This window comes from Corynebacterium urealyticum DSM 7109 (genome assembly GCF_000069945.1).
Lineage (GTDB): Bacteria > Actinomycetota > Actinomycetes > Mycobacteriales > Mycobacteriaceae > Corynebacterium > Corynebacterium urealyticum.
The window spans coordinates 879,514-904,229 of the sequence record NC_010545.1; the positions used below are offsets into that span (position 1 = coordinate 879,514).

Here is a 24,716-nt window from a genome sequence, read left to right on the forward strand (position 1 = left end):
GGAGAACTCGAAGATATGCGTATCGCGATTTTGACCAGTGGTGGGGATTGCCCCGGCTTGAACGCAGTGATCCGTGGTGTCGTGCGCACCGCGGGTGCCGCAGGTGTTGAGGTCATCGGCTTCGAAGATGGCTACCAGGGGCTGGTGGAAAACCGTGTGGTCCCGCTGTATGACGACGCCTACATCGACCGCATCATTCGTTACGGCGGCACGATTCTCGGTACCGGCCGGCTCCACCCCGATAAGTTCAAGGCTCAGATCGACACGATCAAGGCCAACCTCGCGGAGCATGAGGTCGACGCGCTGATCCCGATCGGTGGTGACGGCACCCTGCGGGGCGCGCAGTTCCTGCACGATAACGGCATCCCGGTCGTGGGCATCCCGCAGACCATCGATAACGACGTCGATGGCATGGATTACACCTTCGGCTTCGACTCCGCCGTCGCCGTGGCCACCGAGGCCATCGACCGCCTGCACACCACTGCAGAATCCCACAAGCGCGTCATGATCGTTGAGGTGATGGGCCGCCACACCGGCTGGATCGCCCTGCACGCAGGCATGGCCGGTGGTGCCCACGACGTCCTGCTGCCGGAGTTCCCCTTCGATATCGACGAGGTCTGCGCCCGCATGGAGAAGCGCTTCGAGCAGGGCGAGCGCTATGGGATCATCTGTGTGGCAGAAGGCGCGGAACCGAAGGGCGGCAACCTGGACGGCCAGGGGGATGGTGAGGAGGAACTCGATGAATTCGGGCACGTCAAGCTTCAGGGCATGGGCTACCAAGTGGCCCGAGCCGTGGAAAAGCGGCTTGGCGTGGAGGTGCGCTCCTCCGTTCTGGGGCACCTGCAGCGCGGCGGCACACCGACTGCCTTCGACCGGGTGCTGGCCACCCGCTGTGGAGTCAATGCCACCAAGGCGGTGCTCGAAGGCAAGACCGGAAAAGTGGCGGCCCTGCACGGCGAGAAAATCGATCTTATCGACTTCGATCAGGCCGTCGGGCGGGTGAAGTCCGTGCCCGACTACCGCTACCAAAACCTTCAGGGCCTGCTGGGTTAAAAGCGCCCGAGCCGATTACAGATGACCGGTGGCAAAGGTACTAAGATGGGCGCCATGACTGCGCAGTTGTATGACTATTCCGACGATGTGATGGATTTCGATGAAGTGCTGGAGCGCTTCGAACCCGTGATGGGAATGGAGGTCCACGTCGAGCTGTCCACGAACACCAAGATGTTCTCCACCTCGACCGCGGCCTTCGGCGGGGATCCGAATACCCACGTGGACCCGTGCAGCCTGGGTCTGCCGGGCGCACTGCCGGTCGTTAACAAGCAGGGCGTGGAGTGGGCCATCAAGATCGGACTTGCGCTCAACTGCAAGATCGCGCCGTACTCCCGTTTCGCGCGCAAGAATTACTTCTACCCGGACCAGCCGAAGAACTACCAGATCAGCCAGTACGACGAGCCGATCGCCTACGACGGCTACCTGGACGTCGTCCTTGATGACGGCACCGAGTGGCGCGTCGAGATCGAGCGCGCCCACATGGAGGAGGACACCGGCAAGCTGACCCACCTCGGTGGCGCCTCCGGCCGTATTCACGGTGCGACGGCCTCCTTGGTGGACTGCAACCGCGCCGGCGTGCCGTTGATTGAGATCGTCACGAAGCCAATCGAGGGCGCCGGCGAGCGGGCCCCGGAGATCGCCCGCGCCTACGTCACCGCGCTGCGCGACCTGGTCAAGGCTCTTGGCGTGTCCAACGCGCGCATGGACCAGGGCTCCATGCGCGTGGACTCGAACCTCTCCCTGCGCGAGAAGGGCAGCACGGAGTTCGGTACCCGCACCGAGACCAAGAACATCAACTCCCTGCGCTCCGTGGAGCAGGCCGTGCGCTTCGAGATGCAGCGTCACGCCGCGTGCCTCGTCAACGGCGTGGAGATCCAGCAGGAGACCCGCCACTACCAAGAGGATGGCACCACCTCGAAGGGCCGTCCGAAGGAGTCGATGGCGGACTACCGTTACTTCAACGACCCGGACCTGCCGCCGGTGCTCGCGCCGGAGGAGTGGGTCGAGGAGATCCGCGCGACCCTGCCGGAGATGCCGTGGATCCGTCGCGCCCGTATCCAGAAGGAGTGGGGCCTGCCGGATGCGGAGATGCGTGACCTCGTCAACGCTGGCGCGCTCGACCTGATTGTTGAGACCACCGAGGCTGGCGCGGATCCGGCGGATGCCCGCAGCTGGTGGGTGGCCTACCTGGCGCAGAAGGCTAACGAGCAGGGTGTGGAGCTCGAGCAGCTCGACATCACCCCAGCGCAGGTCGCCCGCATCATCGAGCTGGTTAAGGAAGGCAAGCTGACCACCAAGCTCGCCCGCCAGGCCGTGGACGGCGTGCTGGCAGGGGAGGGTGACGTTGACCAGGTGGTCAAGGATCGTGGCCTGGAGGTCGTCCGCGACGACGGCGCGATCGAGGCCGCTGTCGACGAGGCCTTGGCAGCAAACCCGGACATCGTGGAGAAGTACCGCGCGGGTAATAAGAAGGTCACCGGTGCGATTGTGGGCGCCGTGATGAAGGCCACCAAGGGCAAGGCTGACCCGGCACAGGTCAACAAGCTGATCGCCGAGAAGCTGAACTAGCCAGGCCTGCAGCCTGCGGTCGCGTAATGTGACGCGCGGTTACTCGCACACAAGCCTCCGGGCCCCGAGAGAAATCGGGTCCGGAGGTTTCTTGTTTTTCCGGGCATTGAATGGGGATGAGAATGTAGCGTGTTTGGTATGGAAACTAAGTATCAAGGTCTGAATGTTCCCCTGACTCCGCTGCGCTTCCTGGAGCGCAGCGCCAATATTTTCCCAGAAGCCACGGCCTGCATCGATGGAGTGCGCCGTATCAGCTTTAAGCAGTTCCGAGAGGATGCGGAGGCCTTCGCTCGCGCACTGCGGGCCAATGGGCTGGCGCGTCACGACCGGGTAGGAGTGCTTGCCCCTAATAGCTACGAGGCACTGCTGGCACAGTTCGCCGTGCCGCTTGCTGGGGGAGTGACCGTGCCTATCAACACCCGGCTCGCGGCTGCCGAGGTGGCCTATATTCAAGGCCACGCTGGGTTTCATGTCCTCATCGGTGCTGCCGACCTGCTAGCGGGAGTGGTTGAGGAATTGCCCAATGGGCTGCGGCTGCTGGAGATCCCAGAGTTGGACGGCACTCAACCCGGGAGCTTCCCCTCTTTCGCGGACTTCATCGCATCCCACCGGGAGGGTGAGGGGCTGAGCTACCGTGTGGCTGACGATAACGAGCCCATCGCGATCAACTACACCTCTGGCACGACCGGTAGGCCCAAGGGTGCTGTGTATACGCACCGCGGGGCGTATCTCAACGCCATCGGCGAGGTCAATGCGCAGAAATTCGCTAGCGACAGCGTCTATCTATGGACGCTGCCCATGTTTCACTGCTCCGGCTGGTGTACCGGCTGGGCGGCGATGGCGGTCTCGGCAACCCAGGTGACGCTCCGGGCCGTGCGAGGGCCGGAGATGTGGCGCTTGATCGCCGAAGAGGGGATCACTCACATGTGCGGGGCTCCTGCGGTGCTCACTACGCTGGTCGACGATGAGAACAAGCGGCGAGTGAAGAACCTCAGGATCGTGACCGCAGGAGCGCCGCCGAGCCCCACCATCATTACCCGGTGCGAAAACCTCGGTATCGAGGTGACGCACGTTTATGGGCTGACGGAATCCTATGGGCCGTTTACCGTATGTGAGCCACAGCGAGAGTGGTCGGATATGACTGTCCGGCGTCGCGCGGTGCTCAAGGCTCGGCAGGGAGTTGCTCTGATTACCAATGAAGAAGTGCTGGTGATCGAGCAAACCGATGAGAATGATGATTCGATTGTCGAGGTGCCTAGCGATGGTGCCACGATGGGCGAGATCGTCATGACCGGCAATGGAGTGATGGCCGGCTATTTCGAGGACGAGGAGGCCACCCGAATCGCCTTCCGGGGTGGGTATTTCCACACTGGCGATCTGGGCGTCAAACACCCCGATGGCTATATCCAGTTGCTGGATAGGGCCAAGGATGTGGTGGTGAGCGGTGGTGAGAACATTTCCACCATCGAGGTTGAGCAGGCCATCGTCAGTTACCCAGATGTTTCCGATTGTGCGGTGATTGGGGTTCCGGACGAAAAGTGGGGTGAGCGGCCGCGTGCGTACGTGGTGCTGCGATCAGAGGCTCGAGGGGATGATCCGGAGGCGATCTCTGAGGCGATTATCGCCCACTGCCGGGTAAACATGGCGGGCTATAAGGTGCCCAGGGATATCGTCATTCTCGATGAGCTGCCCCGAACCTCGACGGGCAAGGTGCGTAAGAAGGAGCTGCGTGATGAGGCGTGGCAAGGGAAGGAAGCCAAAATCCACTAACTGCCGTTTGGCGGCGAAGGGAGGCGAGGGGCGGCGACCTGCGAAAATATTGAAAATGGCTATCAATTAGGGTAGGTTCGCGGTGTGCAGAAACGTCGTCTTAGCTCGCCGGCGCTAGCAATCTCCATCGCGGCGACCCTGGCGGCAGCCCTATTCATTGCAGCACTCGCGATCGGTCCGGTCACGATTGCGGTGCCGGACGTGCTGGCAAGTGTCTGGGCCCATGTCACCGGTGCGGGCGGGCGCGCTAGACAGGACCCCGAGCTGGGGAGCGCTTATAACGTCGTGGCGACTATCCGTTTGCCCCGCGCAATCATCGCCGCCCTCGTGGGAGCCGCTTTGGCTGTGGCTGGAACGGTGATGCAGGCAGTCTTCCGCAACCCGCTGGCAGACCCCGGCATCATTGGTGTGTCTGCCGGGGCGGCGACTGCGGCGGTGTTGGCCATCGTCACCGGATTCAGTGCGGTAGCCGCCTGGGCGCTGCCGGCCTCGGCCTTCCTTGGCGCGCTGGGGGGCCGTGGCCATCGTGCAGCTGGCCGCGGCGATGCGAGGGGGTGGGCCGGCCACTCTTGTACTCGTCGGTATCGCGCTGAGTGCGTTCTTGGGAGCGGTCACCGCGGCAGCGATCGCCAACGCTCCCTCGGACTCGGATATTCGCGGCGTAGCCTTCTGGCTCAATGGCGATCTTGTGGCCCGCACCTGGGAACACGTCGCCATCGCCAGCCTGCCGATCGTGCTTGGTATTGCGATTCTGTTGTTCTTCAGCCGGGACCTCAACATCCTGCTGATGGGGGATCAGGCTGCCCGTACCACGGGTGTGAACGTGCGGCGGGTCCGTGTTTTCACTCTGACGCTCGCCGCGCTGATCACCGCGTCGGCGGTGGCTGTGTCCGGCGTGATTGGGTTCGTTGGACTCGTGGTGCCCCACCTCATCCGGCTGCTCATCGGCCCGAATCACAAGGTCTTACTGCCCACCGCCGCACTAGCCGGAGCGGCCTTCCTGCTGGCGGCAGACACGATCGCCCGCATGCTTTTCGCACCCGTCACGCTGCAAACCGGAACAGTCGTGGCCTTCATCGGCTCACCGATTTTCCTCTGGCTGCTGCTGCGCGGACGCCGCTCGGTGGGGTGGTCCGCATGATTGATGCTCGTATCACCGTTCCGGGCATCCTCACTGATGTCCCCGTATCGGCCGAACCCGGGCAGGTCACTGGGATCATCGGCCCCAACGGCGCCGGAAAATCGACGTTGCTGCGTGGCGTCTGGCTGGATGCGGGCTCCTCTGACCGGCAGCGCGCCCGGCGAATGGCGGTCGTGCCCCAAGACACGACGATGAGTTTCGACTTCTCTGTCGCCGAGGTCGTCCAGTTCGGACGCCACCCCCACGTGTCGCGCTTCCAGCAGTTCTCGGATTCCGATGCCCGGATCGTGGAAGACTCGCTGGCGAGGGTGGGGATCGAGCATCTGAAGGAGAAATCGGTCAATCAGATTTCGGGCGGGGAGCGCCAGCTGGTTCATGTCGCCCGCGCGATCGCGCAGGACGCCCCGATCCTGCTGTGTGACGAGCCGACCAGCGCGCTCGACCTTAAGCACCAGGTGCGCGTGCTCACGTTGCTGCAGGAGCAGGCGCAACAGGGCAAGACCGTGGTGGTCGTCCTGCACGACCTGACCCTGGCGGCGCGGTACTGCGACCGGCTCGTCCTCATGGCAGAGCGGAACGTGGCGGCCACGGGGCCACCCGAGGCGGTGCTTTCAGCGGAGCGGGTATCCGAGATCTACGACGTCCCTGTGGACATTAGGCCCGACCCGGTGACGGAGAGCCTGCGAGTCACCCCGCTCTGACACCGCGTAACACCCCGTGGTGGTGGGCCGTCCGCTGCATCCGGGGACTTCCGGAACCCGAATCCCACGGTGGCGGAGCACGGAACGGCTACGCCCCGAAACCTAAGACAAAAGACTTTAAGGATGAGAATGACTATTGCCCTTAAGCACTGGCGTCGCGCGCTAGTTGTGATGTCCAGGGACGTTGTTGAGTCGGTCGAAGGGTACGCCGCCAATCGCAGAGTGGTGTCGGTGGTGGTTGTAGAAGTGGAGCCAGCCGGGCAGCGCCAGGCGTCGTTCGGCCTCTGAACCGTAAAACCTGGCATAGGCCCAGCCGTCCCCGAGCGTGCGGTGGAATCGCTCGATCTTCCCGTTCGTCTGCGGCCGGTAGGGGCGTGTCCGCTTGTGTCGGATGCCGAGCCGAGCGCAGAAGTCCCTCCATGCGTGGGATCTGTATGCCGACCCGTTGTCGGATAGGACTCGCTCGACGGTCACGCCTCGTTCGGCGAACCAGGCCACGGCGCGTTCGAGAACTCCCACCGCTGTGCTCGCCTGCTCATCCGACCAGATTTCTGCGTATGCGACGCGGGAGTGGTCGTCGATGACTGTGTGAACGAACGCCGTCCCGGTGCGCGGCTTGTGATCTTTTCCTCGTGGTAATCCCGGAGTCGCGAGCTTGTTCCGTGCGCCTTGCTGCCGACCTACGTAACGATGTCCACCGCCGTCGGGGATGTTGCCGAACTTCGTGACATCGACATGAATCAACGATCCCGGATGAGGATGCTCATATCGCCGCAATGGCTCGCCAGTGACACGATCGATATGCGAGAGGCGGTTCACGCGGCAACGGACGAGGACCGCGTGAACAGTCGACGTCGAGAGACCAAGTCGCGCAGCGATCTGGGCTGGCCCCAGTCGAAGCCGCCAGCGCAGGTTGATGATCTTCTTCTTGACATGCTCGGGCGTCCTGCCTGGGATCCGGTGCGGCTTGCTGGAGCGATCCTGCATCCCAAACTCACCCTCTTCCCGGTAGCGGCCTGCCCATTTCCGGGCAGTGATCGGGGAGACCATGAACATCTTTGCGGCGATCGTGGCCGGATAGCCGTCTTCGACAATCAGCCGAGCTAACCGGAGACGGGCACGAGGAGTGAGAAGAGCGTTCGGATGGGTCATCAATTGGCCTCCGCCGCGGTCTTCGTAAGCGCGCGTCTGGTGAGAAGCATGATGACGAGAGCGATCGCTGTCAGCACCGAAGCGACCCAAACCGGCGCGAGCAGCCCCAGCCCGGTCGCGAGCCCGAGCGCACCAAGCACGGGCCCCGCTGCAGCTCCGATATTCAATGCTGCGGTTGCGTACGAACCGCCCATCGTTGGCGCACCCGATGCTGCATACAGCACACGCGTGATCAGAGTACTGCCGACGCCGAACGACAGGAATCCCTGAACGAGGACGAGGACGATAAGCGCAACGGGATGAGATGCGACCACTGCCAACACGATCCAGCCTGTCAGCAATAGCGGTCCGCCGACTGCGAGCACGAGGCCAGGTCGTTGATCTGATAGTCGTCCTGCGATCGTGACGCCAAGGAACGATCCGATGCCGAACATCACCAGCGCGACGGACACCCACGCTTCGGCCAAGCCCGCGGTCTCGGTCACGATGGGTGCCAGGAAGGTGAATGCCGCAAAGGTCCCTCCGTTGATCAGCGCTCCGAGTGCCATGGCCAGGATGAGCCGCGGCGTCGCCAACTGGCTGAGCTCGACACGGAGCCTTGGTGAGGTCGCGCTAGTCTCGCTCCGACCAACATTGTTCGTGACGCCACGAATGACTCCAACGGCCGCGGGAATACAGAGGATGGCGATCGCCCAGAACGTCGTTCGCCAGCCCAGCGCTGTGCCGAGCAGTGCCCCGGCGGGGACGCCCACGACGGTTGCGATCGTCGTGCCGGAGAGCAGGATCGACAGTGCACGCCCCTTCTGGTTCGCTGGCACGAGGGTAGTGGCCGTGCTCAGTGCTACGGCGAGGAATCCTGCGTTTGCGAGAGCGCTGAGCACCCGGGTGATGAGCAGGAGAGAGAACACTGGTGTCATCGCTCCGATGACGTGGCTTCCCGCGAACACGAGAAGGCAAACGATCAATGTGAGCCGCGGTGGCCAACGGCGAGCGAATGCCGCCATCACTGGCGCGCCGACGACCATACCGACTGCGAATGCGGAGGTCAGCAGGCCCGCAGTGCCGACCGAGACGTCAAGTTCGGTCGCGATCGCGGGGAGCAATCCCGCGAGCATGAATTCTGAAGTGCCCATGACGAAGACCGCCAGGGCAAGCATGTAGAGGGCAAAAGGCATCGAGTACTCCGAGGTGTGAGATCAAGAAATGGTTCTTCTTGTCACCACGGCCAGCGCCCCGGGTACGCCAGACATACGCCCACACAGATCGTGGGCGTCGTAACTAGTGGTTCAAGGGGCTGGCGGTGTGACCGACAACCCCTGACCTGTCTGATTCGGGACTCGACATGCCCCAAACTCTAACATGCCTTCAATGGCAAGCGGTCTGGACAGATACTTCTTGAATCGGCACGGTGTCATTACGGGCGGGGGCCAGAACAACGTCCCTGGACATCACAGCTAGTCGCGCTAACCCTGCCGCTGTTCACCTTCGCCGCGTCCTGCTCCTCGGCCGAGGACGACAGCGCCGCGCAGGCGACGCAGGGTTCGGAGGAAAGCCGCAGCGCGGAATCCGCCGAGTCCGGAGAGGCGGTCACCAAGCCGCAACGCATCGCCTCCCTGTCCTCCGATGCGACCAGCCTGCTCGCGGAGCTCGTCGATCACGAACGCATCGTGGCATCCCCGGCGACGCCTGGCAGCAAGCCGGTCGGTGAGACCGCGCTTCCCGATGGGGTGCACGCGGACCCGGAACAGGTGCTGGCGCTCAACCCAGACCTGGTCGTGCTGACCGAGCGTCACGGGCCCGAAGGTTCGGCTGCGGATCTGCTCGCCAACAGCGGGGTGAAGGTTCACACCTTCAAGGACTCCGATTGGAGCTCCATCGACAGCCTCATGGAGAGCATGAACGTGCTCGGCGAGCTGACTGGCGAGAAGGAAAAGGCCCAGGAGCTGAGCGCGAAGATCGGCGAGCGACGCGATGAGATCGTGAGCGCACTGGACACAAAGGCCAAGCCCCGCGTCCTGCTGCTCATGGCTCGCGGCGGTAAGAAGATGATTATGGCGCCGTCCACGATGGCCAGCGGTCTTGTCAAGGAGGCTGGTGGCGAGCTGATCTCCGAGGCCGAGGGCATGCGGGGTGCGGCGCCGGCAGACCCGGAACGCATCGCCGCGCTTGCTCCGGACGTCATCCTCGTCGAAGACTTCCGCGGACAGGGTAAGGAGGCCTTCGCGGACCTTCTGGACCAGCCGGCGATAGCCGAGCTGGGCGCCCGGGTGGAGCTGATCTCCCCGGCAACCACCGGTGCCTCCGCGGGCTCGAAGATCACCACGGGGCTGGAGGACGTCGCCGAGAAGATCGGCACGAAGCGAAACTAACGACGCGCCGGGTTAGGCGAAGGCTCCGGCCTCGTCACCGGCTAGCACGTCCTCACCCTGGGGAGCGCCCGGGGCGGTGCCCTCGCCGAACGGGGTGCCCGGGAGCTCCTCGCGACCGTGTTCGGTGTAGAAAATCTCCGGGCTTGGGCCGACCGGGACCACACCGGTGGGGTTGATGTCCGTGTGCACCAGGAAATAATGGTCCTTGATCTGCTGGAAGTTTGTGCTGTCACCGAAGCCCGGCGTCTGGAAGAGATCGCGGAGGTAGCCCCACAGGTGTGGCATCTCCGAGATCTTGTTGCGATTGCACTTGAAGTGGTTGTGATACACCATGTCGAAGCGGACCAGGGTGGGGTAGAGGTACACATCCGCCAAGGTGATGTGATCGCCGACGAGGTAGCGACGGGTGCTCAGGCGTTCCTCCAGCCAGTCGAGGGTGGCGAAAAGCTCATTGAACGCCTTTTCATAGGATTCCTGGGAGCCGGTGAACCCCGCGCGGTAGACGCCGTTGTTGACGGTGCGGAAGACGCGATCGTTGATCTCGTCGATCTCTGCGCGCAACGCCTCCGGGTAGAGGTCCGGGGCTCCCGGGCGTTGATAATCAGTCCATTGGGTGGCGAGGTCCTCGACGCTGCTGAAGAAATCATTGCTCACCACCGACTTCGACGCGACCTCCACCATGGCCGGCACAGTGATGCCGCGAGGGTAATCCCGGTAGCGGTTGAGATAGGCATCGCGGAGCTTGCCGATCTTCAGCACGGGGTCGATGGAACCCTCGTCGAGGTCGAAGGTCCAGGACTTCCAGTCGTGGGTGGGACCGGCCAGACCTATCGAGATCACATCCTCGAGCCCCATCAGGCGCCGGGTGATGACCGCGCGGTGCGCCCATGGGCAGGCGCGCGCTGCGATCAGTCGGTAGGTATTGGCCCTCACCGGCCAGGCCTGACCTTTGCCTGAAGCGGTGTTGCTGGGGTCGAAGTTTTCGACGTCCTTGACGATGCGGTCGTCGATGTAGTTCATGTCGCGGTCGAATTCGCCGCCCGATTCAACGTAAGCCATTATCCCTCACTGTCCTTTTTCCTTTGGGTCGCCCTGTTGGTGGCATGAGCGGTGCGTCTTCCTCCATTATGGATGATATGTCACCAAAAACCAGCGCCTGGGGGATTCGGCCGTCCTGACGTGCGCGTTTCGGATGTTCCCCCGTGGTCGGTTGCTGGTGTGAGCAGCCTTAGCGATCTCCGACACTCCGCGTCTGTTCGGTCTGTTCCTGGGGAAACTCGTTTAGGCTGGGGATATGAGTGACGCATCGAATAATGGCAAGAAACCCCAGAAGGGGGCACTTGGAGGTTCGCCCTTCGGGCGCAACGACCGCGCATCGGAACCGTACGCCGATATCGATGTGCCAGATTATGAGGGCGCAACCCCGGAGCCTGCCGCCAAGGGCGCCTCGAAGGCGCCAGCTGCTCCGAAGGCTCCCTCTGCCCCAGCAGCTAAGACCGTGAAGGAACCCGCTGCCACTGCAGATAAGAAGCCGGCTGCAAAGGCTGCCCCCGCGGCGAAGACTGCGACCAAGTCCGAGGCAAAGCCGGGTAACGCCGCGGCTTCAGCCTCCGCCCAGACTAAGCCTGCCGAGGGCGATGCTCCGAAGGCAGTGGCAGCGAAGGCTGCTGGCGCTCAGTCTGCCGAGGCAAAGAAGGCCGGTACCGCGGCGAAGGACACTAAGGCCCCCAGCAAGGGCGCGGCGGCGAAGACTGACGCGGCAGACCCGGCGGAGCGAGGCGCTGCCGAACAGAACCGTTCGCGCGATATTTATGCCCTCGTGGGCCGCGCCCGTCCGCAGCGCATCGAGGCTGCTGCGCCGGAAGCGGGTCCCGCGGCCGAGCCTGCTCTGGCTGCCGAAAACCAGGATGCGGCTGGTGAGCAGCCGGACGTCGCCGAGGACCAGCGCACTGAGGTGCTTGACCTCTCTGACTCTGCTGCGGGTACCGGCTCGCAGGGCACGGCGGCGCAGCAGCAGTCGCAGCCACAGGCCGGCACGAACACCGCAACGCTTGGCGCTGGCGTTGCCGGAGCCGGGGCAGTGGGGGGCGCCGGCGGTTACGCCGTAGGCGCTGTTGCTCAACGGAACGACGCCGACACCGCCGCTCAGGGCTACCCGGCGCAGCCAGGTGATGATTACCCCCAGGACGCTTACGGCGCAGACGCGCAGTGGGATCCACATGCTCAGCCGGTGGAGCCTGAGGGCGAGCTCGCTTACGGACCTGACGGTCAGCCGCTCGCTCCCGCCGCCGAACCAGTGGAGACTCGCCGCGGGACCCAGTCCCTCGGCCTTGCCATCCTGCGCATCGTCGCGGGCGCAGTGCTGCTGATCTCTGGCTTGCAAACCCTCTTTGGCTTCGCTGGGGACCCAGGCATCAGCGCCCTCGAGAGCAGGCTCAGCTTCTTCAGCGTCTCTGGGGTGCTCGCCGTCGCTATCCCTGCCGCCGAGGTCATTGCTGGCGGGCTGCTGATCCTGGGCCTGCTCACGCCGTTCGCTGCTGCCCTCGCCTTCGTGGTCTCGGCCTTCATGGCGACCTTCCACCTGTCCGGCCATCAGGGCTCGCTGTGGCCTTACGGGCTGAACCCAGTCATCCACCAGTGGGTGCTCTACGCGCTGATCAGTCTCAGCCTGATCTTCACCGGGCCGGGTGGGGCCTCGCTGGACCGTTCCCGCAGCTGGGCGACCCGACCGCTAGCCTCCTCCTGGATCTTTGCGGTCCTCGGCATTGCCGGTTTCGCCGCGCTCTGGCTGCTCACGGGCGGTCGCAACCCTTTCTAAAATTCGTGGTACGGCGCGTTTAAGCGCCAGCGAAAGCAGAACCCGGGCCCATCAGGGGCCCGGGTTTTCTTATGGTGAGGGGAGTGGGAAGTTTCCCAGGTTTAGCTCAAACCAGCTCTTTCGGCTAGCGCCTGGGCCGTCACCGAGCGCGAATCCGGATGCACGCCCTGCTGGGCAACCGCCGCCGGCGTCCCGGTGGCCAGGATCTGTCCGCCCTCGTCTCCGGCGCCGGGGCCGACGTCGATAACGTGGTCGGCCTGCGCGACCACCCGGAGGTCGTGCTCGACGACGACCACCGTCGCGCCGTCGTCGACCAGACGACGCAGCTGGGCGAGCAGCAGGTCCACGTCCGCCGGATGCAGTCCTGTTGTTGGCTCGTCCAAGAGGTAGAGGCTGTGCTTGTGGCCCGATCCGCGTTGCATCTCCGAGGCCAGCTTGATGCGCTGCGCCTCGCCGCCAGAGAGCTCCGGGGAGCCCTGCCCCAGTCGCAAGTAGCCCAGGCCGAGGGCGTGCAGAAATTCGACGGAGCGAAGAATCCTCGGCTCCTCGGCAAAGACCTCCAGTGCCTCGTCCACGGTCAGCGCCAAGATGTCGGCGATGCTGCGACCGTTCCACTCAATCTCAAGGATTTCCGGCTTATAGCGCTTGCCGTGGCAGGCCGGGCAGGTGGTGTACGTGCCAGGCAGGAAGACCAGCTCGACCTCGATGCTGCCCGCGCCATCGCACTCCGGGCAGCGCCCCTTTGTCGTGTTATAGGAGAAGTCGGAGACCGACATGCCTCGCTGCTTCGCCTCTGGGGTAGCAGCAAAGAGCCTGCGGACGTGATCGAAAAGGCCCGTATAGGTCGCGACAGTGGAACGCACCGTGCGCCCGATAGGCTTCTGGGTGATGTGCACCAACCGGCGGATCTTATCGACCCCCGTGGCGCTCTCCACGCGGAAATCCCCGTTGGCGCCCGAACCGGCCGTGAGCTCGGCATCCGGGTCTTCGTCCGAGACCTCGTCGGCGCCGATCACCTGCTTGGCCGAGCGGGACACCACATCGGCCAGCACCCCGATGACCAGGGTGGATTTGCCGGACCCAGAAACGCCCGTGACCGCGGTCAGCGCCCCCAGCGGGAAGTCCACGTCGGCCCCGTCGAAGGCGCGCGCGTGTATGCCGCTGAGGTGAATGGACTGACCAGTGCCGGCCGGGGAGGCTGCCAACTCGGGAAAGTCCTCGGTTAACGCGGCGGCAGTGGGGGAACCCAGCTGCTCGGCGGTGGCTCGGAACTGGTCAGTAGGGCCGGAGAACACCAGCTGCCCGCCGCGCTCGCCAGCGCGGGGGCCGATGTCCACGATCCAATCGCAACCGGCTACCAGGGACATATCGTGCTCCACCAGAAGCACCGAATTACCAGCAGTGATGAAGCGTTGCAGCAGCTCGGACACCGCCTTGCGCTCCACGACGTGCAGACCCGCTGAGGGCTCGTCCAGCACGTAGGTCGTACCGAACAGGCTCGAGTTCAGCTGGGAGGCCAGCCGCAGGCGTTGGTGCTCGCCCGCGGACAAGCTTCGTGCCGGGCGGGAGAGGCTTAAGTGCCCCAGCCCCAGCTTGATCGCAGCGCGCACCGTGGGCAGCACCTGATCCAGCAGCAGCTCCTCGGCCTCGTCGTGCTCGGTCCACTGCTGCTTGGCGATGCCTGCCAAATACTGGAGGCGTTCCTCCAACACAGCAAGAACATCCTTCAACGCCAGATCATTAAACTCGTCGATGGCATAACCGGCGTAGGTGACCTGCAAGGTATCCGGCTGGAAGCCACGGCCCTGGCACGTCGGGCAGGTCGATGAATGCATGAAGGAAAGCACCCGGCGGCGGTTCTTATCCGACTCCGTCTCCGCCAGGGTGTCGGTGAGGTAGGTGGCAACCGAGCGCCACTTGCCCTTATACGATCCGTTCACGGCGTTTTCATCCCGCACAGGGTGGACGGTCACCACCGGCTGCTCATCGGTGAACAGGATCCAGTCGCGGTCTGTTTGCGGAATATCCCGCCATGGGATGTCCAGCGGATAGCCGAGGGTTCCCAGGATGTCCCGGAAGTTCTTGCCCAACCACGCTCCCGGCCACGCGGCGATCGCGCCGTCCCAGATGGACAGGCTGGGATCCGGCACCATCGACTCTTCTGTCGGCCGGTGCACGGTGCCGGTTCCCTGGCACTCGGGGCACATGCCGGCAGTGGTGTTGGGGGAGAAGGCATCCGAATCGAGCCTGCCGTACTCCAGCCGCTCGCGCATGCCGTTCGGGTAGCTGCCCGAGCGGGAGAAGAGCAGCCGAATACTATTCGACATATTCGAGATCGTGCCCACCGAGGAGCGCGCCCCACCCAGGGTGGTGGACTGCTGCAGCGCCACCGTCGGCGGCAGGCCCGTGACCGATCCCACTCGAGGGTTGACCGCGCCGCCGATGAGACGGCGGGCGAAGGGGGAGACGGACTCCAGATAGCGGCGCTGTGCCTCCCCGTGGATGGTGCCGAAGGCCAGGCTGGACTTGCCCGACCCCGACACGCCAGTGACCGCCACGAGGGTGTCCCGCGGCAGGTCGACGTCGATGTGCTTCAGGTTATGCAGGTGCGCATCGCGTACCCGGATCATCGGATCGTGACCCGCGCGCTCCGGAGTGTGCGGAGCCGGGGACCCGGACGTGGCGTGAGTCATGGTAGCTACTTCACCTCGCGGACTGCGCCCTTATCGGCTGAGGTTGCCATCGCTGCGTAGGCGCGCAGGGCCTTGGTGACTCGGCGCTTGCGGGTGGTGGGCTGCCACGGGGTGTCGGAGGCGTCCATCTGCTCGCGACGGCGCGCGATCTCTTCCTCAGAGATCTGCAGCTCCAGCGTGCGGTCATGGACGTCGATGAGGATCGGGTCGCCGTCCTCAACCAGGCCGATCAGCCCGCCGTGGGCAGCCTCGGGGGAGATGTGGCCGACCGAGATGCCGGAGGAACCGCCGGAGAAGCGCCCATCCGTGATCAGTGCGCATTCGCGCCCCAGGCCGGAGCCCTTCAGGAAGGCGGTCGGGTGCAGCATCTCCTGCATGCCCGGGCCGCCAGCCGGGCCCTCGTAACGGACGACGATGCAGTCACCTGGCTTTACCTTCTTGTCCAGGATCACGCGCACCGCGTCCTCCTGGGATTCGACGACGAGGGCCTTGCCCTCGAAGCGCCACAGTTCCTCGTCGATGCCAGCAGCCTTGATGATCGCACCGTCCTCGGCGAGGTTGCCGCGCAGCACGACCAGGCCGCCGTCGGCGGTGTAGGCGTGCTCGACGTCGCGGATGCAGCCACCAGCGGCATCAGTGTCCAGCGAAGACCAGCGGTTCTCGGTGGAGAAAGCCTCGGTGGTGCGCGCCCCGCCCGGAGCGGCGTGGAAGAGGTCGATGGCGGCATCGCTCGGGTTCTCCGCGCGGATGTCCCAGGCCTCCAACCACTCCGAGAGGCTGTTCGCATGCACGGTGTGGACATCCTCATTGAGCTTTCCGCCGCGCCACAGCTCACCCAGGATCGCGGGGATGCCGCCGGCACGGTGGACGTCCTCCATGTGGAAGTCAGAGTTCGGGGAGACCTTGGACAGGCACGGCACCTCGCGGGAGAGATCATCGATGTCCTGCAGGGTGAAGTCCACCTCGCCCTCCTGGGCGGCGGCGAGGATGTGCAGCACGGTGTTCGTGGAGCCACCCATCGCCATGTCCAGTGCCATCGCATTCTGGAAGGCGTGCTTGGTCGCGATATTGCGCGGCAGGACAGACTCGTCGCCCTCGCCGTAGTAGCGGCGGCACAGGTCGACGATGGTGTGGCCGGCCTGGGTGAACAGACGGCGGCGGTACTCGTGGGTCGCCAGGGTGGAGCCGTTACCCGGCAGGGACAGGCCCAGCGCCTCGGTGAGGCAGTTCATGGAGTTGGCGGTGAACATACCGGAGCAGGAACCGCAGGTCGGGCACGCTGCGGACTCGACGTCCAGCAGGCCCTGGGCGTCGACCCTGTCGGATGCGGAGGCGGAGATCGCGGTGATCAGGTCCGTCGGGGCCTGGACCACGCCGTCGACGGCGACGGCCTTGCCGGCCTCCATCGGGCCACCCGAGACGAAGACGACCGGGATGTTCAACCGCATCGCGGCGTTCAGCATGCCCGGGGTGATCTTGTCGCAGTTCGAGATGCACACCAGCGCGTCCGCGGCGTGCCCGTTAACCATGTACTCCACGCTGTCGGAGATGATCTCGCGAGAGGGCAGGGAGTAGAGCATTCCGGCGTGGCCCATCGCGATGCCATCGTCGACCGCGATGGTGTTGAATTCGCGTGCCACACCGCCGGCCTCCTCGATGGCCTCAGCGACGATGTCGCCGACGTCCTTGAGGTGGACGTGGCCCGGAACGAACTGGGTATAGGAGTTCGCGATGGCGATGATCGGCTTGTGGAAGTCATCATCCGTCATGCCCGTCGCGCGCCACAGCGCACGTGCACCTGCGGCGTTGCGGCCCTGTGTGGTGACGTCGGAACGCAGTGGGATCGAGGCTCCGAAAGAAGTGGTGTTGTCCTGAGATGTCATGATCGACGTGCTCTCTTCAATATCTCTATGGGTGAAAGTGGCTTTCCGGCCCCGTACGGTCCCCGACAGCGGGGGAGGCGAAGCCGGCGTTGTGTTCTTTAGTTATCGCGAGCGCGCTCGGAGTTGCGGCCGGTACCCGGATCATCCGCGTTCTCTGGGGAAGCGACGGAATCCGCCTGAGACTCTGGGGCGGCCGTGGGGTCCTCGGCCTCGTGCTCCGCGCGACGCTGCTTCTCGTACTCAGCGTAATCCTCGGAGTCCATCAGGACAGCCGAACCGTCGCGGTGGACGACCTGGACCTTATTGTGAATGTCCAGGCGCGCCGGGGTGAGAGGGTCCGGGATGCGGCCTGCAGTGGCCTCTGCGAGGGCGGGGAGGCTGTTGAAGCTGATGCCAGGCAGCCAGAATTGAGAGTCATCTATTGCGGCTGCGTAGGCCTTACCCGCCTTGTTGAAACGGATGCCCTGGAAGTCCTGCCAAGCCACGGTCTTGGATGGTCGGATCAGTGGCTTGGCCGTAATACCCTGCTCATCCACGCGGGTCCCCGCCTTGATCACCCACACGATGAAAAGCAGCGGGAGCAGGGGAATCCAGAAGAACGCTGCGACGTTGTATCCGGTGAAAATGAGGCTAATCAGGAACATGACGAACCCGACGAGGATGTTTTCCCGGCTCGGGTGGAACGTCTGGGGGCGCACCGCCGGCCGACCGTGGTTGTGGTCGGGACGGGGCCGGTTCGTGGTGTTGTTGTCCTGGGCGCTCATGTGAGCCATTTAACCAGGTGCGCGGGGTGGGGCTTAAATCCCTTTTTCTTCGCCGTGAGGCCGGAGGGGGATCGTGCTAGAAGCCCCCGGTGTCCCCACCGGAGTCTCCCGTGGCAGTCCCGGAATCAGCGCCAGTGGTCGCCGGAGCCGCGGCACCGCGATTCCCGTCAGGTTGCTGATTCTGATTCTGGTTCTGCTGCTGCGACTGCGGCGCCCGATTCTGCGGTTCGCGCTGTGAGTTGTTGGCGTTCGGTTCCTGCGTGGATTGGGGCTCGGGGGTCTCCGCCTGGCCAGTTTGCTGCGGTTGCTGCCCCTCTTGCTCCGAGGAATCCTGGGTTGCGGGCTGCGCCGGCTCCGATGCAGGAGTTTCAGTCGGTTCGCTGGTCTTCGCCGGGCGGTCGCTCCAGTACGCGGGGTTGAGCACGCCGGCGCGACCGTCGTCCGGGTTTGAGGACGCTGCGGCAAGCAGCCCCAGGACTGCGAGCGCGATGAACAGGAGCGTCGTGGAGACCCGTGTTCGGCCACCGAAGGTCAGCCAGCGCTGGAAACGCGAGCTGTAGTCATAGCGCTTGAATACCCCAGAATCGAGGTCTTCGTCGATGTCGTCCTCGGTGCCGACGATGAGCGCGCCATCGGAGGCGGACCCAGGGCCATCGTCCTTGGATCGGACGATCGCGACCTCCTCCGCCGGGTCCAGTGGGGTGCCGGAATCATCGTCATCGGACGGACGAGACGTATCCGTGCTGTGGACACCGACACGGGATGCGCCCTGCGAAGAAGTGCTTGGTTCCTGCCGGGTGGCGAACACGGTCGTGGGGGTGGAATCCTCCACTTCCGCGTTCGGGGCCTCGCCCGACACCGTGTTGCGTGGGGTGGAAGGCTCGGGGGAGTGCGCAGAGTTGAAGAGCGAGGCGGGAGCGGTTTCCATGCGATCCCAGAAGGTATTCAGAATGGCAGAGCGGATGGCGCGCTCAACGGCCCACTGCTTCGCCGGGATGACGTCGACGGTGACGCGGAAGGTTACGGCCCACGGTTGACCGGCTGCCTGGGGTTGGACGACGGCGACGGCGGGCATGACGTCCACACCGCCGGTCACATTCGGCTTGATATCAGGGGAGGAGACGGCGCGCTTCGTCGCCTGCTCGACGTGCTCTACCAGCTGGTTGATGTTTTCGCCGGGACGCAGCGGGATGTCGATTTCGACAAAAGCACGCGACCAGTCCTGGGAAAAGTTGGTGATCGCGCCGACCTTGCCGTTGGGGACGGTCACCATCTCACCGCTGGCGGTGCGCAGCTTCGTGGCGCGCAGGGTCAGTGCGACGACGGTGCCCTCCACCGCATTATTTGTGCCTTCGAAGCTCACATAATCGCCGACGCCAAACTGGCGCTCGGTGATGATGAAGACACCGGAGAGGAAATCCCCGATGATGTTCTGAGCGCCGAAACCAATCGCGGCGGACACGACGGTGGCAGGCACGGCGGCTGAGGCTGCTGGTACGCCGAGCAGAGTCAGCGCACGGATGGCGATGATGAAGTAGACCACCGCTTCGACGAGGTACACCAGCGCGCCGGCGAGGGCGAGCGTGGATTTCGTGGACTCCTCATCAGCATCCAGCCGCTGGGCGACGACGCGGACACACAGTCTGCCGACCCTCGGGACCAGAACCGCCAAGACCGCAAGTGCAGCCAGCGGCAAGCCGGGATGGATGAGCCACTCCCAGGCCTTGATCGCGTAATGCGTGAGGAAATAAGTCGATGCTTGCATAGCGAACAACCCTAGTAAGGCAGCCTGTGACCTCGCCGGGTCTCTGCTGATAATTCAAGCAGCATCTTGGCCGCGGAAAGGGGGCGCGTTTGCTGCGTATCAGGGATAGTTTTCGGGCGTGGGGAACCGCACGTGGTCAGTCACTCTATGGGAATAAACATTTCAACCATTGGGAACATGCAGGTCGCGACATTTGCCATCCGGGGTTCATATTGTTAGTATCATCACAATGCTCAGCCGGCCAGTCACCGAGTTTCGGGGAAATGCGGCAGGCTGCAGTGTTCTTGTTTTTGTCCCCGATGAAGTAGAAGCGAGTAACAATCTCGCGTGCCGAGCAAGGAGCGATTGAAACCGTGAACAACACTTCACGCTCACAGCCCACGCCAGCCACGGTCGCTGCGGCCAGCCGCGGCGTCGCGCAGGCCAGTAAGCCCGAGCGCATTAATGGCGCAGAGGCGATTGTGCGTTCCCTTGAAGAGCTGGGGACCGGCGTGGTCTTCGGCCTCCCAGGTGGCGCCGTCCTCCCGCTGTATGAGGCCCTGTATGGCTCCGAAAAGCTCCGCCACGTTCTCGTGCGTCACGAGCAGGGGGCCGGCCATGCCGCCACGGGTTATGCCCAGGTCACCGGTGAGGTTGGCGTGTGTATCGCTACCTCCGGTCCGGGCGCGACGAACCTGGTCACTCCGATCGCCGATGCCAACATGGATTCCGTGCCACTCGTGGCGATCACCGGTCAGGTGGGCAAGGGGCTGCTGGGCACCGATGCCTTCCAGGAGGCCGATATTCGGGGCGTGACCATGCCGATTACGAAGCACAACTTCATGGTGACCCGACCAGAGGATATTCCTGCGGCGATGGCGGAGGCGTTCCACCTGGCATCCACCGGGCGCCCGGGTGCGGTGCTGGTTGATGTGCCGAAGGATGTGCAGAACGCCGAGCTGGACTTCGTCTGGCCACCTCAGTTCGACCTGCCGGGCTACCACCCGGTCACTACGCCCCACGGTCGTCAGGTTGAGGAGGCCGTGCGCCTCATTAGTGAGGCCAAGCGCCCGGTGCTCTACATCGGCGGCGGTGTCATTAAGTCCGAGGCTCACAAGGAGCTGCGCACCTTCGCCGAGGCCAATGACATCCCGGTGGTCACCACCCTGATGGCGCTCGGTGCTTTCCCGGAGTCTCACGAGCTGCACATGGGCATGCCGGGTATGCACGGTTCCGTGCCAGCTGTGGCGGCTCTGCAGCGCTCCGACCTGCTCATCGCTATCGGTACCCGCTTCGACGACCGTGTGACAGGCAAGCTGGAAAGTTTCGCCCCGAACGCCAAGGTTATCCATGCGGACATCGACCCCGCGGAAATCGGCAAGATTCGCGAGGTCCACGTGCCGATCGTCGGTGACGCCAAGGAGGTCCTCACGGCGCTACACAAGGCGATCGATACCCACGGTCTGTCTCGTCCGGACACCACCGAGTGGCGTGAGTACCTGGGGGAGATGCAGGAGCACTTCCCGCGCGGCTACGAGCACACCCCGAACGAGAAGATGGCCCCGCAGTTCGTCATTGAGACCCTGTCCAAGGAGGTTGGTCCCGACGCGATTTACTGCGCTGGTGTCGGCCAGCACCAGATGTGGTCCGCGCAGTTCCTCGACTTCGAGCACCCGCGCACCTGGCTGAACTCTGGTGGCCTCGGCACCATGGGCTACGCGGTGCCGGCGGCCATGGGTGCCAAGGCCGGCGCTCCGGACAAGGAAGTCTGGGCCATCGACGGCGATGGTTGCTTCCAGATGACGAACCAGGAGCTCGTGACCTGTGCTGTCGAGGGTTTCCCAATCAAGATCGCGCTGATCAACAACGGCAACCTCGGCATGGTGCGCCAGTGGCAGACCCTGTTCTACGACGGGCACTACTCTCACACCAACCTTAAGCCTAAGGAGACCTACCTCCCGGACTTCCTGCAGCTTGCAGAGTCCATGGGCTGCGCCGCCTTCCGCGTGGAGAAGGAGGAGGATGTCCTCCCGACCATTAAGAAGGCTCGCGAAATTAATGACCGCCCCGTCGTGATCGACTTCATCGTCGGGGAGGACGCCCAGGTCTGGCCGATGGTTCCGGCGGGTACCTCCAATGACGAGGTGCAGTACGCACGTAATCTGCGCCCACTCTTCGACGACGAGGAATCGGCAGCGGAGACCCCGGCCGAGATCCACGAGACCATGCAGGAATTCCAGGACTCCGAAGTCGACAACATCGACGCCCAGGAAGGGGAACAGAACTAATGTCCAACCTTCACACTCTGTCGGTCCTGGCTCAGGACGAGGACGGCATCATCTCCCGCATCTCCGGAATGTTCACCCGGCGTGCGTTCAATATCGTCTCCATTAGCTCGGGCCGCACTGAGATCGACGGCGTCAATCGCATCACCCTCGTCGTCGAGGGCGAGGAGATTGTTGTCGAGCAGATTACGAAGCAGCTCAACAAGCTGGTTCCGGTGCTCAAGGTGTCGCGTCAGGATCCGGAAACCACTGTGCAGCGCGGTCTGCTGCTGGTTAAGGTCGCTGCCGGGAATAGCAACCGCACCCAGGTTGTCGAGGCTGCGAAGCTCTTCCGTGCCCACGTTGTGGACGTCAGCCCGGACTCGCTGATTATCGAGGCGACGGGCACCCCGTCCAAGCTGCAGGCGCTGCTGGATGTTCTGGAGCCCTTCGGGATCCGCGAGCTCATCGAGTCCTCCGTCACTGCGATGTCCCGCGGCCCACGGTCGATGGCTCCGAGCCGTTAATTTGGGGGCACCCGCCCCCAGTAAAATTTCATAGAATGGTAAATTTCATCTCAAAGAGTGAAATTTCTGTTATAATCTAAACATGCTCATCGATAGCGAGCCGCGGGCAGACGCGGCTGGCGAGAAAGGTTGAAACCTCATGGCAATTGATGTTTTTTACGACGACGACGCTGACCTGTCGATCATCCAGGGTCGCAAGGTTGCGATCATTGGCTACGGCTCCCAGGGGCACGCTCATGCGCAGAACCTCCGCGAGTCCGGCGTAGAGGTTGCCATCGGCCTGCGCGAGGGCTCCAAGTCCCGCGAGAAGGCTGAAGAGGCCGGCTTCAAGGTTCTGAACAACGCTGAGGCCAGCGAGTGGGCCGACGTCATCATGCTGCTCGCTCCGGATACCTCCCAGGCGCAGATCTACGAAAACGACATCGCTCCGAACCTGAAGGATGGCGACGCCCTGTTCTTCGGTCACGGCCTGAACATCCACTTCGGCATGATCAAGCCGGAGGACAACATCACCATCGGCATGGTCGCACCGAAGGGGCCGGGTCACCTGGTGCGCCGTCAGTACGTCGACGGTAAGGGCGTTCCGTGCCTGATCGCCGTCGAGCAGGACCCGAAGGGTAACGGCCGCGACCTGGCTCTGTCCTACGCTGCGGCAATCGGCGGCGGCCGCGCGGGCGTCATCCCGACCACCTTCGAGGCAGAGACCGTCACTGACCTCTTCGGTGAGCAGGCCGTCCTGTGTGGTGGCACTGAGGAGCTCATCAAGACCGGCTTCGAGGTTCTGGTTGAGGCCGGCTACGAGCCGGAGATGGCTTACTTCGAGTGCCTGCACGAGCTGAAGCTGATCGTCGACCTCATCTTCGAGGGCGGCATCAAGAACATGAACTACTCCGTCTCTGACACCGCGGAGTTCGGTGGCTACATCTCCGGCCCACGCGTCATCGACGCTGATACCAAGGAGCGCATGAAGGGCATCCTGTCCGATATTCAGGATGGCACCTTCACCAAGCGTCTCGTCGCCAACGTTGAGGGCGGCAACAAGGAGCTCGAGGAATTGCGCGCTAGCTACAACGATCACGAGATCGAGAAGACTGGCGAGAAGCTGCGCGACCTGATGAGCTGGGTGAAGAACCCGCTGAACGAGACCGCCTAAGGTCTCGTTATCCCGCGGGGTATAGCCCCGCGACCGCGCCTCCCGACTATTTTCAATAAGTTGTCAATAAGGGGGGCGCTCGCTATGCTTGAGGGCATGAGCGAGCACATTGACATTGACGCAGCCCCCGAGCGCCCACAGAACCGTGGTGGTGCCGATCCGCACCGCCACGGTTCTTCGCATTCTCACTCCCATTCCGATGCGCACGGGCATTCTCACTCCCACGCCCCAACCGATGCCCCGCTGCGCGCACTGCTCATCGCGCTCGTGGTGACCGGAACGATCTTCTTCGCCGAGCTCATCGGTGGGCTGGTCACCGGCTCCGTCGCGCTGCTGGCCGACGCGATGCACATGCTCTCCGACGCAGCGGGGATCATCATCGCTGTGATCGCCATCCTCATCGGGCGCCGGGCCTCAAATGCGCAGGCGACTTTTGGCTACCGGCGCGTGGAGGTGCTAGCCGCACTCGTCAACGCGGTCACCGTGCTGGGCATCTCCGTCTGGATCGTGGTGGAGGCCATCCGCCGCCTACGCGAGCCCGTCGAGATCCTCGCCGGCCCCATGATGATCATCGCGCTGATCGGTCTCATCGCGAACGCGGTCTCCGCATGGATCCTGCACAGCCAGCGGGACAACTCCGTGAACGTCCAGGGTGCCTTCCTGCACGTGTTGGCGGACATGTTGGGCTCCGTCGCCGTCCTGATCGCTGGTGGCGTCATTATCGCGACCGGCTGGCAGTACGCGGACGTCATTGCCTCCCTCGTCATCGCGGCACTCGTGCTGCCGCGCGCCTGGCAGCTGATGATGCACACGCTGCGGATCCTGCTGGAGCAGGCCCCACCCGGCTACGATCCTGCCGAGATCGACGCGCTTCTCCGCGAGGTGGACGGTGTGATGGATGTTCACGACCTGCACCTGTGGTCGCTCGACGGGACGAGCGCGCTCGCCTCGGTGCACCTGGTCGTTCCGGAAGACCGCGACCCTGCTGCGGTGTTGTGTGTGGCCCAGGAGGCCCTACAAGAGCGGGGGATCGCCCACTCGACGATCCAGGTGGAGCGCCCGAGCCACGTTGAGCACGAGGGGCCACGCAACGTCTGCTAGTGCGGGGCTAGCCG

The 24,716-nt window shown here is 63.9% G+C and carries 20 protein-coding genes and 1 pseudogene; 12 read left to right on the top strand and 9 right to left on the bottom strand.

All coding sequences use genetic code 11. The features are described from left to right. Positions 1 to 15 precede the first annotated feature (15 nt). The 6 genes and pseudogenes from CU_RS03695 (at position 16) to CU_RS03715 (ending at position 6,234) form a co-directional block, all read left to right on the top strand. Complete coding sequence (locus CU_RS03695) at positions 16 to 1,053, top strand: 6-phosphofructokinase (protein WP_041628467.1); 1,038 nt, start codon at positions 16 to 18, stop codon at positions 1,051 to 1,053. Positions 1,054 to 1,107: 54 nt separating this feature from the next. Continuing rightward, on the top strand, positions 1,108 to 2,622 hold the full coding sequence (gatB, locus tag CU_RS03700; protein WP_173362309.1) for an Asp-tRNA(Asn)/Glu-tRNA(Gln) amidotransferase subunit GatB: 1,515 nt from the start codon (positions 1,108 to 1,110) through the stop codon (positions 2,620 to 2,622). Positions 2,623 to 2,760: 138 nt separating this feature from the next. Continuing rightward, positions 2,761 to 4,392 carry an AMP-binding protein gene (locus CU_RS03705; protein ID WP_041628468.1) on the top strand — a complete coding sequence of 544 codons (1,632 nt, stop codon included), beginning with the start codon at positions 2,761 to 2,763 and terminating at the stop codon, positions 4,390 to 4,392. Between the two features lie 201 nt (positions 4,393 to 4,593). Beyond that, positions 4,594 to 4,842: pseudogene (locus CU_RS11030) on the top strand (iron chelate uptake ABC transporter family permease subunit); the annotation flags it as partial. Positions 4,843 to 4,909: 67 nt separating this feature from the next. Continuing rightward, a complete protein-coding gene (locus CU_RS03710; protein WP_269446317.1) occupies positions 4,910 to 5,533 on the top strand; it encodes a FecCD family ABC transporter permease in 624 nt (207 codons plus the stop codon). Then, positions 5,530 to 6,234 carry an ABC transporter ATP-binding protein gene (locus CU_RS03715; protein WP_012359993.1) on the top strand — a complete coding sequence of 235 codons (705 nt, stop codon included), beginning with the start codon at positions 5,530 to 5,532 and terminating at the stop codon, positions 6,232 to 6,234. The genes CU_RS03710 and CU_RS03715 overlap by 4 nt, the downstream gene beginning before the upstream one ends. 162 nt (positions 6,235 to 6,396) lie before the next feature. Here the strand turns inward: CU_RS03715 and CU_RS03720 are convergent, their stop codons facing one another. The 4 genes from CU_RS03720 to CU_RS10605 all read right to left on the bottom strand — a co-directional run bounded on the left by CU_RS03720 (position 6,397) and on the right by CU_RS10605 (position 9,044). Then, positions 6,397 to 7,386, bottom strand: a complete 990-nt coding sequence (locus tag CU_RS03720) for an IS481-like element IS5564 family transposase (protein ID WP_012359994.1) — start codon at positions 7,384 to 7,386, stop codon at positions 6,397 to 6,399. Then, positions 7,386 to 8,561 carry a chloramphenicol efflux MFS transporter Cmx gene (cmx, locus tag CU_RS03725; RefSeq protein ID WP_005297378.1) on the bottom strand — a complete coding sequence of 392 codons (1,176 nt, stop codon included), beginning with the start codon at positions 8,559 to 8,561 and terminating at the stop codon, positions 7,386 to 7,388. Before cmx ends, CU_RS03720 begins: the two co-directional genes overlap by 1 nt. Before the next feature lie 21 nt (positions 8,562 to 8,582). Next, a complete protein-coding gene (locus CU_RS11115; RefSeq protein ID WP_011113070.1) occupies positions 8,583 to 8,636 on the bottom strand; it encodes a chloramphenicol resistance leader peptide in 54 nt (17 codons plus the stop codon). Positions 8,637 to 8,849: 213 nt separating this feature from the next. Continuing rightward, a complete protein-coding gene (locus CU_RS10605) occupies positions 8,850 to 9,044 on the bottom strand; it encodes a hypothetical protein (RefSeq protein WP_148264192.1) in 195 nt (64 codons plus the stop codon). Here CU_RS10605 and CU_RS03730 point away from each other — a divergent pair. Next, positions 9,021 to 9,755 carry an ABC transporter substrate-binding protein gene (locus tag CU_RS03730; RefSeq protein WP_231837777.1) on the top strand — a complete coding sequence of 245 codons (735 nt, stop codon included), beginning with the start codon at positions 9,021 to 9,023 and terminating at the stop codon, positions 9,753 to 9,755. The two genes, CU_RS10605 and CU_RS03730, sit on opposite strands and share 24 nt — an antisense overlap. 12 nt (positions 9,756 to 9,767) lie before the next feature. Here CU_RS03730 and CU_RS03735 read toward each other — a convergent pair whose 3' ends face one another. After that, positions 9,768 to 10,814 (bottom strand): glutathione S-transferase family protein, encoded by a 1,047-nt coding sequence (locus CU_RS03735; RefSeq protein WP_012359996.1) that lies wholly within the window; start codon positions 10,812 to 10,814, stop codon positions 9,768 to 9,770. Between the two features lie 235 nt (positions 10,815 to 11,049). On the opposite strand from CU_RS03735, the gene CU_RS03740 reads away from it, so the two are divergent. Further along, positions 11,050 to 12,573, top strand: a complete 1,524-nt coding sequence (locus tag CU_RS03740; RefSeq protein WP_012359997.1) for a DoxX family protein — start codon at positions 11,050 to 11,052, stop codon at positions 12,571 to 12,573. A gap of 101 nt (positions 12,574 to 12,674) precedes the next feature. Here the strand turns inward: CU_RS03740 and CU_RS03745 are convergent, their stop codons facing one another. From CU_RS03745 to CU_RS03760, 4 genes are all read right to left on the bottom strand, one after another. After that, positions 12,675 to 15,266, bottom strand: coding sequence for an excinuclease ABC subunit UvrA (locus tag CU_RS03745; RefSeq protein ID WP_012359998.1), 2,592 nt, complete (start codon positions 15,264 to 15,266; stop codon positions 12,675 to 12,677). 5 nt (positions 15,267 to 15,271) lie between these two features. After that, positions 15,272 to 17,149, bottom strand: a complete 1,878-nt coding sequence (gene ilvD, locus CU_RS03750) for a dihydroxy-acid dehydratase (RefSeq protein ID WP_012359999.1) — start codon at positions 17,147 to 17,149, stop codon at positions 15,272 to 15,274. A 98-nt stretch (positions 17,150 to 17,247) separates the two neighbouring features. Beyond that, a complete protein-coding gene (locus CU_RS03755) occupies positions 17,248 to 17,913 on the bottom strand; it encodes a PH domain-containing protein (RefSeq protein WP_231837750.1) in 666 nt (221 codons plus the stop codon). Between the two features lie 76 nt (positions 17,914 to 17,989). Next, positions 17,990 to 19,678: a mechanosensitive ion channel family protein gene (locus tag CU_RS03760; RefSeq protein ID WP_012360001.1), complete on the bottom strand. Its 1,689-nt coding sequence runs from the start codon at positions 19,676 to 19,678 to the stop codon at positions 17,990 to 17,992. A 353-nt stretch (positions 19,679 to 20,031) separates the two neighbouring features. On the opposite strand from CU_RS03760, the gene CU_RS03765 reads away from it, so the two are divergent. The 4 genes from CU_RS03765 to CU_RS03780 all read left to right on the top strand — a co-directional run bounded on the left by CU_RS03765 (position 20,032) and on the right by CU_RS03780 (position 24,702). Beyond that, positions 20,032 to 21,945, top strand: a complete 1,914-nt coding sequence (locus CU_RS03765; RefSeq protein WP_012360002.1) for an acetolactate synthase large subunit — start codon at positions 20,032 to 20,034, stop codon at positions 21,943 to 21,945. Beyond that, complete coding sequence (gene ilvN, locus CU_RS03770; protein ID WP_012360003.1) at positions 21,945 to 22,448, top strand: acetolactate synthase small subunit; 504 nt, start codon at positions 21,945 to 21,947, stop codon at positions 22,446 to 22,448. The genes CU_RS03765 and ilvN overlap by 1 nt, the downstream gene beginning before the upstream one ends. Before the next feature lie 139 nt (positions 22,449 to 22,587). Beyond that, positions 22,588 to 23,601 carry a ketol-acid reductoisomerase gene (gene ilvC / locus CU_RS03775; protein ID WP_012360004.1) on the top strand — a complete coding sequence of 338 codons (1,014 nt, stop codon included), beginning with the start codon at positions 22,588 to 22,590 and terminating at the stop codon, positions 23,599 to 23,601. Between the two features lie 84 nt (positions 23,602 to 23,685). Then, complete coding sequence (locus CU_RS03780) at positions 23,686 to 24,702, top strand: cation diffusion facilitator family transporter (RefSeq protein ID WP_012360005.1); 1,017 nt, start codon at positions 23,686 to 23,688, stop codon at positions 24,700 to 24,702. Positions 24,703 to 24,716 lie beyond the last annotated feature (14 nt).

Coding starts and splice junctions, on each gene's coding strand:
- CU_RS03695 (WP_041628467.1), top strand. CDS start 16: ATGCGTATCGCGATTTTGACCAGTGGTGGGGATTGCCCCGGCTTGAAC.
- gatB (WP_173362309.1), top strand. CDS start 1,108: ATGACTGCGCAGTTGTATGACTATTCCGACGATGTGATGGATTTCGAT.
- CU_RS03705 (WP_041628468.1), top strand. CDS start 2,761: ATGGAAACTAAGTATCAAGGTCTGAATGTTCCCCTGACTCCGCTGCGC.
- CU_RS03715 (WP_012359993.1), top strand. CDS start 5,530: ATGATTGATGCTCGTATCACCGTTCCGGGCATCCTCACTGATGTCCCC.
- CU_RS03720 (WP_012359994.1), bottom strand. CDS start 7,386: ATGACCCATCCGAACGCTCTTCTCACTCCTCGTGCCCGTCTCCGGTTA.
- cmx (WP_005297378.1), bottom strand. CDS start 8,561: ATGCCTTTTGCCCTCTACATGCTTGCCCTGGCGGTCTTCGTCATGGGC.
- CU_RS03735 (WP_012359996.1), bottom strand. CDS start 10,814: ATGGCTTACGTTGAATCGGGCGGCGAATTCGACCGCGACATGAACTAC.
- CU_RS03740 (WP_012359997.1), top strand. CDS start 11,050: ATGAGTGACGCATCGAATAATGGCAAGAAACCCCAGAAGGGGGCACTT.
- CU_RS03745 (WP_012359998.1), bottom strand. CDS start 15,266: ATGACTCACGCCACGTCCGGGTCCCCGGCTCCGCACACTCCGGAGCGC.
- ilvD (WP_012359999.1), bottom strand. CDS start 17,149: ATGACATCTCAGGACAACACCACTTCTTTCGGAGCCTCGATCCCACTG.
- CU_RS03755 (WP_231837750.1), bottom strand. CDS start 17,913: ATGAGCGCCCAGGACAACAACACCACGAACCGGCCCCGTCCCGACCAC.
- CU_RS03760 (WP_012360001.1), bottom strand. CDS start 19,678: ATGCAAGCATCGACTTATTTCCTCACGCATTACGCGATCAAGGCCTGG.
- ilvN (WP_012360003.1), top strand. CDS start 21,945: ATGTCCAACCTTCACACTCTGTCGGTCCTGGCTCAGGACGAGGACGGC.
- ilvC (WP_012360004.1), top strand. CDS start 22,588: ATGGCAATTGATGTTTTTTACGACGACGACGCTGACCTGTCGATCATC.
- CU_RS03780 (WP_012360005.1), top strand. CDS start 23,686: ATGCTTGAGGGCATGAGCGAGCACATTGACATTGACGCAGCCCCCGAG.